Raw genomic sequence first — 11,792 nt, 5'->3', positions numbered from 1 at the left:
ACCCTACGGCGCGCATGGGCCACAGGATCGAATAGCGCTTCCAAGGAGTGTGCATGACCTTTTCCATCGTTGGCCGTTGTGCCGAAACCGGGCAACTGGGTATCGCCATCAGCTCGTCGAGCATCGCCGTTGGCGCGCGCTGCCCCTGGCTGCGCGCCGGGGTGGGTGCGGTGGCCACGCAGAACGTCACCCTGCCGGCCCTCGGCCCGCAGATTCTCGATCTGCTGGAGTCCGGCGCCAGCCCCAGCGCGGCGCTGGACAAGGCCCTGGGCAGCAACGGCTATGGCCAGTTCCGCCAAGTCACGGTGATCGACAGCCACGGCGCCACCGCGCTGTTCACCGGCAGCGAGGCCCTCGGCCTGCACAACGCGGTGGCCGGCGAGCAGTGCGTGGCGGCCGGCAACCTGCTGTCCGATCCGGCGGTGATCGCGGCCATGGTGGCTGCCTTCGAACAGGCCGGCGGCTGCCTGGCCGAACGCCTGCTGGCGGCCATGCAGGCGGCGATGGCCGCCGGTGGCGAGGCCGGGCCGGTGCATTCGGCGGCGCTCAAGGTGGTCGACGAGCTGGTCTGGCCGGTGATCGACCTGCGCGTCGACTGGGCCGAACATGACCCCATCGGCGAGCTGGCCGGCCTGTGGAAGGCCTACCAGCCGCAGATGCAGGACTACATCACCCGCGCCCTCGACCCGACCCAGGCGCCGAGCTATGGCGTGCCAGGCGACGAGTAAGCACTCTACGGACTACCCCCTCTCCCTCCGGGAGAGGGCTGGGGTGAGGGGTAACCCCTGCCTATTACAGAGATACCTGCCATGCCCGACAGCCGCGCCCTGCTGGAAAAACTGATCGCCTTCGACACCACCAGCCGCGAGTCCAACCTGGCGCTGATCGAGTTCGTCCGCGACTACCTGGCCGGCTTCGGCATCGCCAGCCAACTGCTGTTCAACGCCGAGCGCACCAAGGCCAACCTGCACGCGCGCCTGGGCCCGGCAGGGCCGGGCGGAGTGATGCTCTCAGGGCACAGCGACGTGGTGCCGGCCGATGGCCAGGCCTGGAGCGTGCCGCCATTCAGCATGACCGAGCGCGACGGCAAGCTTTACGGCCGTGGCACGGCGGACATGAAGGGCTACATCGCCTGCGTGCTGGCCACCGTGCCGGCCTTCCTCGCCCAGCCGCTGCGCCTGCCGCTGCATATCGCCATCTCCTACGACGAGGAAATCGGCTGCCTGGGCGTGCGCAGCCTGGTCGAACAACTGCGCGCCAGCCCGGAGCGCCCGGCCATCTGCCTCATCGGCGAACCGACCGCGATGCGCCCGGTGCTCGGCCACAAGGGCAAGCTGGCGATGCGCTGCCAAGTACACGGCGCGGCCTGCCACTCGGCCTACGCGCCGCAGGGAGTCAACGCCATCGAATACGCCGCCCGGCTGATCGGCCGCCTCGGCGAGATCGGCGAACGCCTGGCTGCGCCCGAACGCCAGGACACGCGTTTCGATCCGCCGTACTCGACCGTACAAACCGGCACCATCAGCGGCGGCCGCGCCCTGAATATCGTGCCCGCCGAATGCCAGTTCGACTTCGAAGTGCGCGCCCTGCCGGCGGACGATCCGCAACAGGTGGCGGATGAACTGCAGGACTACGCCGAGCGCGAACTGCTGCCGCGCATGCGCGCCGTGCAGGCCGACACGGCGATCCGCTTCACCCCGCTCAGCGCCTACCCCGGCCTGTTCACCGACGCCCGCAGCGAAGCCGCCGAACTGCTGGCCCTGCTCAGCGGCTCGCGGGATTTCTCCACCGTGGCCTTCGGTACCGAAGGCGGCCTGTTCGACGAAGCCGGCATCGCCACCGTGATCTGCGGCCCCGGCAGCATGGACCAGGGCCACAAGCCGGACGAATACGTCAGCCTCGACCAACTGGCGCAGTGCGACGCCATGCTGGCGCGGCTGGTGGGGTGGCTGCAGCAGACGGCCTGAACCGATCACCTGTAGGCTATTCGCAGCTAGGCTTGCTGCTGTCCATCACCCGGGACGGCCCATCGGCTGCGGATGCGCCATGACTACCAACGAAAACCGCTCCACCTTCAGTGCAACCTTGCGCCGTCCCGCCAAGCCCGATGGCGATGCCTTCTGGGCCTTCGTCGTGCTGCCCGAGGCGGTGAGTGCCGAGTTGCCCCGCCGTGGCCGGGTAACGGTGGCGGTGTCGCTCGACGACCAGCGCTTCCAGGCCACCCTCGAGCCGGACGGTCAGCTCGGCCACTGGTTGCCGCTCAGTCGGCAGCTGTGCGAGGCCGCCGGGGTGACGGCCGGTGACAGCGTCACCCTGGAGGTCATGACGCTGCCGCAGGAGCCGGAGCCGGCGGTGCCCGACGACCTGCATGAGGCGCTGCAGGCCGCCCCGGCGGCGCTGGCGGTGTGGCAGTCGACCACCCCCATCGCGCGCCTGGACTGGATTCACTGGATCACTTCCGCCAAGCAGCTTAAGACCCGCGCCAAGCGCATAGCCGATGCCTGCGACATGCTGGCCTCCGGCAAGAAGCGGGTGTGCTGCTTCGATCCTTCCGGCTACTACAGCAAGGCCTTTTGCGCCCCCGAAGCGGCGGAATAGGCCGCTGCAGAACTGTGCGGCTGGCGCCTGGTTAGACGGCTGATCCAGCCAGTTGCGCCTGCAGCAGCACCGCCCACAGCCCGAGCACAGCCAGAAAGTTGATGGTAAACACCAACCCGCGCAGGCGGATGTTGCCGGTGAAAACCTGCACGCCGCTGTGGATCAGGCGCCCGGCAATAAAGCCCCATGCCAGCAGCACCGCCACCGCGCTATCCACCTGCCCCTGGATCAGCAGCAGGCAAGCCGCATAAAAGAACAGCGGCCACTCGAACTGATTGGACAGGTTGGCGCTGATGCGCGGCTCGATGGTCGCCCAGGGGTTGGAGCCATCTGCCCGCTGGCCAATGCCCCAGATCTTCGGCGCACGGGCCACGGTGAGCAGCACGTAGAGCAGCGCGGCGAGGGCGACGTGGGCAGCCATGGGCAGAAGCAGGGGATGCGTCATGCAGTCTCCGGGTCGTCAAACAGTAGGGTGTGATGTTGTGCATGGCCCGCTCCACGTACTGGAGAGCAAAGCGAACCGCTTCAACCCGTTGTTATGCCGCGCTCGGCGCATTCAACAGTGCAATAACGGCCATATAAGTCAGTGCGAACAAGGGGATGTTCGACAGGGCAAACAGTAAAAAGCGGATTTCGATTTTATTGACCAGGGTTTGTAGCAGGCTATGCCCGATTCGCAGGACGACATACGCCCAGGCAAACAGCAGGCAGGTGGGAGATTGCACACCCAACAAGGCCAGCGAAATTGCCAGTGCATAGAACAGTGTTGGCTGCTCCAGCAAATGATTGTAGTTATCCGCCTTCCAGCGCACGCGCGCAGGCAGCGAAGACATTTGCTCACCTCGCGGGGCATTTGAATCGGGCTTCATGCTCGCCGCACGCATCGCGGGAAGCCGTGTAGCGTACATCCACAGCCACATCACCATTGTCCATGCAACCAACGCGATTACTGGGCCAAGTAGTTGCACGGATATTGTCATAGAGGGCTCCATGCTTTCTCGAATTATCTAGTGATGCGTAACTTTTGGTTAACGGGCCGGCTTTAGCCGGTCCCGAGTGAGCGAGGCGAGTGGTTTAAACCAGTTGTTAGGCCGCGCTAGGATGGGGATGCTAGCTACAGAAACTCGATGCTCCATCTTTGCTGCGCATGGCGGTTGTACATGCTTGTGCGAATGTTGGTCTAGTAAAATGGCAGGGATTTCATTTGTGACCATTCTAGCCTCGGCGACAAGGATGGGCACATAGCTGCGAGAACTGCTTTAACCGCCTCGAAGTAGTAGGTTGGTGCATATGGATCGACATAAATGCGGTCGGCATAGACTTGGAGGTCCCAGGGTATTTTCGAACTCTCGGGGGATACCTCAGGCTCCGGTGGAGACATGGAGAAATGAACCAGCCTAACTTCATGCTCATGAGAGAATGATGCTCTCTTATGCATGCATGGGCTAAAGGTGTTCGCGTCGGGAAACATGCCTTCGGTGTAGTCAATATAACGAACTAGGCCGATGTGAACATCGTATTGGTGCTCGATTGAATTGACTAATTTGGAATAGGTTGTTTGAACTGCTACGCCACTGGCTGACCCACAGTACAAGCGCCACATAGCTTCAGATTCATGATCATTCGCGTGCCAGCATGAGGCGAAGGTTTCCATTCGACTTTTCTTAAATATTTCGCGCAGCTCTTCAAAACCATTTGACGAGCCCAATTGCTTGAGATGGGCTTCTATCCCAGCGGCTGTGCGGGCAGTGAGAGTTCCCTCGTATGGATCAGAAAATTTATCAACACGGGTTAGATAGAGAGACTTAGTTTCAAGAAGCGAAATGAGTTTGGCCAGGCTCATGTAGCGCCAGACTTTTACGTCTCTTTCAGGTTGAGGAAAGCTCGGGTGTGCAAGTCGGACGGAGAGCTTGCCCGAATGTGAAACCTGATTCGTTGATTCGATCATGGATGGCCTAACGATTTAGATAATGGGCCGGCTTCGCCGGTTTCAGCGAGCGAAGTGAGCGCTTTGATCGCATTTTTAGGTTTACCACTTCCGGACAAAGCGACTTCTGACCGTTGTCGAAATATAAGAATTCAGACCATGTCCTTGGACAGCTAGAGCCTTCATGCGGTCGACGACGAGCTTTCCTGGGCGCAGTGAGTTGTAGAGGTAATTCCGAAAGCGACCCGATTTGAAGCGAACATGAATTGCATCGTCGGTTATGTCAAAAGACTCGACGTTGGAGTTTCCGTTGTTGTTTTTGTATGGCGTCATGTGCAGGCTCTTTTTTCTGAGTGGAACCTAATTACTATTAGGCGGCATAAGTGTCGAATAACATTCCTTGTCGTTAACTCAGTTACTGCGCACTTAGGGCCAACACCACAGCCCTTGCAAGTAAGCGCATCCAGCACGACAAGCCCGCTAGCCAAGCAACTGCTTGGCCGTTAATGTCTGACGCTACTGTTTTGCCATCAGGCTGTCCACCGGGTGCCGGGTATCTCGCCGCGCTGCTAGCCGCAGCGGTTTTGCCCTTGGCTTGTTTTGCCGTTCGTCTCGCAATGGGTGGGCGTAACAATGTCGGCGAAGGGCTCCGCTATCCTGCGGTAAGCGCCTTTTCTCCAGGGCGAGGAGGCGCGGCCTGGGTGGCCAGGAATTGTTCGCAAGGGGGATGGGTATGCACAGGCGGGCACGCGGTATGGGCAGATGCCTTGGCGGGTTGGGCTTGCTGGTGGCGCTGGAGGCGCAGGCTGAGCCGCTGCGGCTGTCGCAGGTTGATCTGGAGGAGAAGGTCAACGGCGTGCTGGCCTTGATGTCGTTCTCGGTGGTGCCGGACCTGGCGTCCAGCTCGCTGAGTTTCAACGATGCGCAGAGCGACAATCCGAACCTGACCCTGGTGCAGTTCGGCGGTGGCGCCACCATGAGTGACGACTTCCCGCTGTACCTGGAAGGCTCGGCCGCCTACAGCCGTTATGACCCGCGCTTTGTCCTCAGCGACGGCCAGGATTCGCGGCGGGTGCCACTCAAATGGACCACGGTGTCGGCCACCGGCGGCATCGGTTGGGACTTCCCGCTGAATGACGAGTGGGTGGTGCGGCCCATCGCCAACTTCTCGCTCGGCTATATCAGTAGCGACGTCAACCTGGCCCGGGTCTTCATCAACCAGCGTTTCGACCGCGACATCGAGTTCCTCGATGACGGCCACATGAGTGTCGGCGGGCTCGGCGGTTCGCTGATGCTGGACTGGGAGCGCGTGCGCCCCGATTACGAGGTCGACCTGGAGCTGCGCTACAGCAACATCGAGCTGCACAACATCGGCGGCGACAAGGCGATCGAGGGTTCGGCCAGCGCCGAAGCCACCAACCTGTGGGCGCGCTGGCGGGCGCCGACCGGTTTCGTGGCGCTGCAGCGGCCGGTGCGTTATGTGCTGGAGCACTCGTATTCCGAATACCTGGGCGACCAGCGCGGGGCGCTCGGTTTCGATCGGCTGTTCACCGTTGGCGCGGGCCTGGAGCTGGACTCCAGCGCCTATGACGTTTTCATCACGCGCACCCGCCTGGTGTTGCGCTACATGTGGGGCGACAACGTGTATGGCTCGTCACTGGGGCTGGCCATGAGCTTCTAAGCGCTGCCTCTATGGCGCTAGGCAGGCGGTCCACTGCATTCCCACGCGGGCGGTTCGACGCCTCGACGTGGGAACGATCAACACGATCAGTAAGCCCTTACTCGGCTTTGGCGGCGACCGGCGCCAACTGCTCTTTGCAGTATTCGACAAACAGCCGCGCCGGCTTGGTCAGCTGGCTGCGCTTGAGCCAGCCGGCGACCAGGGCGGAGCCGGTGATGTCTTCGCTGATGTTGACGCAGACCACGCGCTTGCCGTCGTAGGTGCATTCCGAATGTGGCTTGGTGACCAGCACCGAGAAGCCGAAACCCTGGCCAACCATGCCGCGCACCATCTCGATCGAGGGTGAGCTGAAGACGATGTTCGGCGTCAGGCCCAGTTCCTCGAAGATGCTCACGAAGTAGGTACGGCTCGGCAGCACGTCGAGCAGGATCATCGGCTCCAACGCCAGGTCGCGCAGCGATACCTGGCTCTGGCTGGCAAAGCGGTGGCCTTCGGGCAGCAGCGCATAGGGGCGCTGCGGCGGCATCAGCGATTCGGTTTCGATGGTGCTGTCGAGGTCGTGCTCGTAGAAGATCGTCAGGTCGAAGCGCCCGCCGGTCAGGCCTTGCACCAGCTCCTGCTGCTCGCCGTCGTGCAGGCGGATTTCCACACCGGGGAAGCGCTCGCGAAAGCCGGCGATCAGGCGTGGCAGGTACAGCGGGGCGACGGTCTCGAAGCAGCCGATGTCGATCTGCCCGGCCACCACGTCGTTGTCGGCCAGGGCGTTCTGTTCGAACTCCTTGGACATGCGCAGCAGCTCCTGGGCCTTGCGGTAGAAGCGTGCGCCACTGGGGGTCAGCGATACGCCCTGGGCGTGGTGACGGATGAACAGTTGCACGCCGAAACTTTCTTCCAGGCCCTTGATCGCAGTGGAAATGGACGGCTGGGCGATGTACAGCTTGCGCGACGCTTCGGCGACGCTGCCGCACTCGACGGTGGTGACGAAATACTTCAATTGACGCAGGGTGTAGGAAGCCACAGCAGATCTCGACAAATGATTGCAGCCAGCACCATACCCCGTTGCGGGGCTGGGTGGCTGGCGTGGTTGATGAACATTTTTCTCGCTTGCAGGGATATTTTTCATGGCCTGCGGTGTTCGTTAGAGCCTGTTTAATGTCGCGAAGAACCCGACACAGGCGGGCGTAGACACACTTGATGACTACGCGCGTGACTGCCGAGCGTCGTCGCTACGCGATTCCACCTTCCCCCGTCGTCCTCGCGAAGGCGGGGACCCAGAGTGCTATAGCCAACTCGATGAATCGGGAATGCACCGAGTGGCTGTTTCTGGATCCCCGCCTTCGCGAGGATGACGGGCTGGGAAGGCCGGGTGCGATTCGTGCTACGCATTGGCCGAATACTCTGCAAAACCCATACACGATCAGGAGAACACGATGCGCTTGGCCCTATGGCAAACCCAAGGCTTTCCCGGCGATGTAGCCGCCAACCTGCAGGCACTCGAAGCCCAGGTGCGCGCGGCGGTGGCCAGCGGCGCGCAGCTGCTGTTGTGCCCCGAACTGTGGCTGGGTGGCTACAACCTGCCGGCGCAAATGGCCGCCCTGGCCGAGGCGGCCGATGGCCCGGCGGCGCAGCGCATTGCCGCGCTGGCGCGCGAGCATGGCGTGGCCATCTGCTACGGCTATGCCGAACGGCACGAGCAGGGCGGCAAGCCCTACAACTCGGCGCAGTTGATCGATGCCCAGGGGCGTAGCCTGGCCAATTACCGCAAGACTCACCTGTTCGGGCCGATGGAGCGCGAGCTGTTCACGGCGGGCGACAGCCTGCAGGCGCCGGTCGAGTTCGCCGGCTGGCGGGTCGGCCTGTTGATCTGTTTCGACGTGGAATTCCCGGAGAACGTGCGCACCCTGGCCCTGGCCGGCGCCGAACTGGTGCTGGTGCCCACCGCGCTGACCCCGGAATACACCGCCGTGCCGGAGCTGATCGTGCCGGCGCGGGCGGTGGAGAACCAGGTGTTCGTCGCCTACTGCAACCACAGCGGCGTGGAGGAGGGTTTGGCCTTCCTCGGTGGCTCCTGCGTGGCCGCGCCGAATGGCCAGCGCCTGGTGGTGGCGGCCGGTGGCGAGGCGCTGCTGGTGACCGATCTGTCACGCGCCAACAGTGCGCAATGGCGCGAGGTTTTCCCCTATCTGCAGGATCGCCGCCCGGCCTTGTATGGGGCGCTGACGGGCGACTGATTCATCCGCGCCAGGGCCTGCCGGGTGCCCCGCGATGGGGCATTAGTGGGTGCGTGGCGGGCGTTTCTCGCCTGTTTCCCGTGGCGCGAGCGAACACGCCGTGCGGGTGCTCGGCGCGTGCGTTGCTGGTCTGGCGCTGCTGGTGCGGAGCCAGGCGCCATGCGGTATCCAGGCCGATTCTGAGTGACGGCTCCGGCGCTGCGTCGGGGCGCTAACGGCGTGCCGTTGCAGCCACTCCAGGCAGGCTGGACGACGCCAATTCCGCAGGTTGCACAACAAGCCGGCAGGCTGCGCGAAAGTGGTGCGGGGCAAGGCAGCTTTTTCGTATGTCCCGATGACATTTTTAATAATTTTCCTATCCCCCCGCTTCGGCCACCATCAGTCCGCAACAACCATTCAATCGGTGGAAGGGGATAGCGGTGTACGAGCTCAGTGACTGGCAACAACGGGCACAACAGCAACGCTTCATCGATCGTGCTCTGATCGGCGGGCGCCTGGTCGCCGCCGAGTCGGGCGCGACCTTCGCGTCGTTCAACCCGGCCACTGGGCAACTGCTGAGCAACGTTGCCGCCTGTGGCGCCGCCGAGGTCGACCTGGCCGTGCGTGCCGCGCGCCAGTCCTTCGAGGCCGGGGTGTGGTCGCAACGCACACCGGCCGAGCGCAAGCAGGTGTTGCTCAAGCTCGCCGACCTGATCCTCGCCCACCGCGACGAACTGGCCCTGCTCGATTCGCTGAACATGGGCAAGCCGGTGATGGACGCCTGGAACATCGACGTGCCGGGCGCGGCCGGGGTGTTCCGCTGGTACGCCGAAAGCATCGACAAACTCTATGACCAGGTAGCGCCCAGCGCCGGCAATGTACTCGCCACCATTACCCGCGAAGCCCTGGGCGTGGTCGCCGCCGTGGTGCCGTGGAACTTCCCGCTGGACATGGCCGCCTGGAAACTCGCGCCGGCCCTGGCCGCCGGCAACTCGGTGATTCTCAAGCCCGCCGAGCAGTCGCCGTTCTCCGCCCTGCGCCTGGCCGAACTGGCCCTCGAAGCCGGGATTCCGGAGGGCGTGTTCAACGTCGTGCCGGGCCTCGGCGAAAGCGCCGGCAAGGCCCTCGGCCTGCACCCGGACGTGGACTGCCTGGTGTTCACCGGCTCCACCGAGGTGGGCAAATACTTCATGGCCTACTCGGCGCAGTCCAACCTCAAGCAGGTCTGGCTGGAGTGCGGCGGCAAGAGCGCCAACCTGGTGTTCGCCGATTGCCAGGACCTCGACCTGGCGGCGGAGAAAGCCGCCTTCGGCATCTTCTTCAACCAGGGCGAGGTCTGCTCGGCCAACTCGCGCCTGCTGGTGGAACGCTCGATCCACGACGAATTCATCGAGCGCCTGCAGGCCAAGGCCCGCGACTGGCAGCCGGGTGACCCACTGAACCCGGCCAGCCGCGCCGGCGCCATCGTCGACGAGCGCCAGACGGCACGCATCATGGACTTCATCCGCAGTGCCGAAGGTGCCGGCGTGCAGCGCGTCTGCGGCGGCCGCCAGCTGAGCTTCAACGGCTCCAGCAACTTCATCGAACCGACCATCTTCACCGGCGTGCAGGCGGACATGCGCCTGGCCCGTGAGGAAGTCTTCGGCCCGGTGCTGGCGGTGACTGCATTCGACAGCGAAGAGCAGGCCCTGCGCCTGGCCAACGACAGCATTTACGGCCTGGCGGCCTCGGTGTGGAGCGATGACCTCAATCGCGCCCACCGCGTGGCGCGCCGGCTCAAGGTGGGCACCGTGTCGGTGAATACCGTGGACGCCCTCGACGTCAGCGTGCCCTTCGGTGGCGGCAAGCAATCCGGTTTTGGCCGCGACCTGTCGCTGCACTCGTTCGACAAATACACCCAGCTTAAAACGACCTGGTTCCAACTCCGTTGAGTTGCGTACCGGCATGCCAGGAGACCTTGCGATGACTGCCCAGATCACCCCGACCCGTTCCACCCAGGATTACCAGGCGCTGGATGCGGCGCACCACATCCATGCCTTCCTCGACCAGAAGGCGCTCAACGAGAAGGGCGCCCTGGTGATCACCAAGGGCCAGGGGCTGAATCTCTGGGACAGCAACGGCAAGCGCTACCTGGATGGCATGTCCGGCCTGTGGTGCACCGCGCTGGGCTACGGCCGCGCCGACCTCAACGCCGCCGCCAGCCGCCAGCTGGAAGAGCTGGCGTACTACAACCTGTTCTTCCACACCACTCACCCGCGGGTGATCGAGCTGTCCGAGCTGCTGTTCAGCCTGCTGCCGGCGCACTACAGCCACGCCATCTACACCAACTCCGGCTCCGAGGCCAACGAGGTGCTGATCCGCACCGTGCGCCGCTACTGGCAGATCCTCGGCAAGCCGCAGAAGAAAATCATGATCGGCCGCTGGAACGGCTACCACGGCTCCACCCTGGGCAGCACCGCCCTCGGCGGCATGGGTTTCATGCACGAGATGGGCGGCATGCTGCCGGACTTCGCCCACATCGGTGAGCCGTACTGGTACGCCGAGGGCGGCGACCTGACGGAAGAGGAGTTCGGCCTCAAGGCGGCGCGCGAGCTGGAAACCAAGATCCTCGAACTGGGCGCCGAGAACGTCGCCGCGTTCGTCGCCGAACCCTTCCAGGGCGCTGGCGGCATGATCTTCCCGCCGGCCAGCTACTGGGCGGAAATCCAGCGCATCTGCCGCAAGTACGACGTACTGCTGAGCGCTGACGAAGTGATCGGCGGCTTCGGTCGCACCGGTGAGTGGTTCGCCCACCAGCACTTCGGTTTCGAGCCGGACACCCTGACCATCGCCAAGGGCCTGACCAGTGGCTACATCCCCATGGGCGGCCTGGTGCTGAGCAAGCGCATGGCCGACGTGCTGGTGCAGCAGGGCGGTGTGTTCGCCCACGGCCTGACCTATTCCGGCCACCCGGTGGCGGCGGCCGTGGCCATCGCCAACCTCAAGGCGTTGCGCGACGAAGGCATCGTCACCCAGGTGAAGAACGACACCGGCCCGTACTTGCAGAAGCTGCTGCGCGACACCTTCAGCGATCACCCGCTGGTGGGCGAAATCCAGGGTGTCGGCCTGGTCGCCGCGCTGCAGTTCGCCGAGGACAAGGCCACCCGCAAGCGCTTCGCCAACGAAGGCGATATCGCCTGGGGCTGCCGCACCCATGGCTTCGACGAGGGGCTGATCATTCGCTCCACCCAGGGCCGCATGATCATGGCCCCGGCCCTGGTGGCGACCCGCGCCGAACTCGACGAACTGGTGGAGAAGACCAAGCGCGCGGTGGACCGCAGCGCCCGCGAACTGAAGCTGTTGTAAGCGTCACGCATTCCGTAGCCCGGACTTCAGT

General features: G+C 63.8%; 11 protein-coding genes. 7 read left to right on the top strand and 4 right to left on the bottom strand.

Annotated elements, in window-relative coordinates; translation table 11 throughout:
- The first annotated feature begins 53 nt into the window (after positions 1–53).
- From H3H51_RS03840 to H3H51_RS03830, 3 genes are all read left to right on the top strand, one after another.
- Positions 54–728, top strand: a complete 675-nt coding sequence (locus tag H3H51_RS03840; protein WP_183087685.1) for a DUF1028 domain-containing protein — start codon at positions 54–56, stop codon at positions 726–728.
- An 81-nt stretch (positions 729–809) separates the two neighbouring features.
- Complete coding sequence (gene argE, locus H3H51_RS03835) at positions 810–1,967, top strand: acetylornithine deacetylase (protein ID WP_183087684.1); 1,158 nt, start codon at positions 810–812, stop codon at positions 1,965–1,967.
- A 79-nt stretch (positions 1,968–2,046) separates the two neighbouring features.
- A complete protein-coding gene (locus H3H51_RS03830) occupies positions 2,047–2,598 on the top strand; it encodes a YdeI/OmpD-associated family protein (protein ID WP_183087683.1) in 552 nt (183 codons plus the stop codon).
- Positions 2,599–2,629: 31 nt separating this feature from the next.
- Here H3H51_RS03830 and H3H51_RS03825 read toward each other — a convergent pair whose 3' ends face one another.
- From H3H51_RS03825 to H3H51_RS03815, 3 genes are all read right to left on the bottom strand, one after another.
- Positions 2,630–3,043, bottom strand: coding sequence for an MAPEG family protein (locus H3H51_RS03825; RefSeq protein WP_183087682.1), 414 nt, complete (start codon positions 3,041–3,043; stop codon positions 2,630–2,632).
- Between the two features lie 91 nt (positions 3,044–3,134).
- The gene (locus tag H3H51_RS03820) at positions 3,135–3,578 is read right to left on the bottom strand and encodes an MAPEG family protein (protein ID WP_183087681.1); all 444 of its coding nucleotides are present in this window, start codon (positions 3,576–3,578) and stop codon (positions 3,135–3,137) included.
- A gap of 200 nt (positions 3,579–3,778) precedes the next feature.
- Complete coding sequence (locus tag H3H51_RS03815; protein WP_183087680.1) at positions 3,779–4,546, bottom strand: DUF2971 domain-containing protein; 768 nt, start codon at positions 4,544–4,546, stop codon at positions 3,779–3,781.
- Between the two features lie 733 nt (positions 4,547–5,279).
- Between H3H51_RS03815 and H3H51_RS03810 the strand changes: the two genes are divergently transcribed.
- Positions 5,280–6,206 (top strand): autotransporter outer membrane beta-barrel domain-containing protein, encoded by a 927-nt coding sequence (locus tag H3H51_RS03810; protein ID WP_220790810.1) that lies wholly within the window; start codon positions 5,280–5,282, stop codon positions 6,204–6,206.
- 97 nt (positions 6,207–6,303) lie between these two features.
- Here the strand turns inward: H3H51_RS03810 and H3H51_RS03805 are convergent, their stop codons facing one another.
- Positions 6,304–7,224 carry a LysR family transcriptional regulator gene (locus tag H3H51_RS03805; RefSeq protein ID WP_183087678.1) on the bottom strand — a complete coding sequence of 307 codons (921 nt, stop codon included), beginning with the start codon at positions 7,222–7,224 and terminating at the stop codon, positions 6,304–6,306.
- A gap of 412 nt (positions 7,225–7,636) precedes the next feature.
- Between H3H51_RS03805 and H3H51_RS03800 the strand changes: the two genes are divergently transcribed.
- From H3H51_RS03800 to H3H51_RS03790, 3 genes are all read left to right on the top strand, one after another.
- Positions 7,637–8,437, top strand: a complete 801-nt coding sequence (locus H3H51_RS03800) for a carbon-nitrogen hydrolase family protein (protein ID WP_183087677.1) — start codon at positions 7,637–7,639, stop codon at positions 8,435–8,437.
- Positions 8,438–8,856: 419 nt separating this feature from the next.
- Positions 8,857–10,347 (top strand): aldehyde dehydrogenase, encoded by a 1,491-nt coding sequence (locus tag H3H51_RS03795; RefSeq protein ID WP_183087676.1) that lies wholly within the window; start codon positions 8,857–8,859, stop codon positions 10,345–10,347.
- A gap of 31 nt (positions 10,348–10,378) precedes the next feature.
- Positions 10,379–11,761 (top strand): aspartate aminotransferase family protein, encoded by a 1,383-nt coding sequence (locus tag H3H51_RS03790; RefSeq protein ID WP_183087675.1) that lies wholly within the window; start codon positions 10,379–10,381, stop codon positions 11,759–11,761.
- The last annotated feature ends 31 nt before the right edge of the window (positions 11,762–11,792 follow it).

The organism is Aquipseudomonas ullengensis, assembly GCF_014174475.1.
In the GTDB taxonomy this organism is placed as follows: Bacteria; Pseudomonadota; Gammaproteobacteria; order Pseudomonadales; family Pseudomonadaceae; genus Aquipseudomonas; species Aquipseudomonas ullengensis.
Note: the sequence above shows the minus strand (reverse complement) of the source record. Positions and strands in the feature narration are given on the sequence as shown.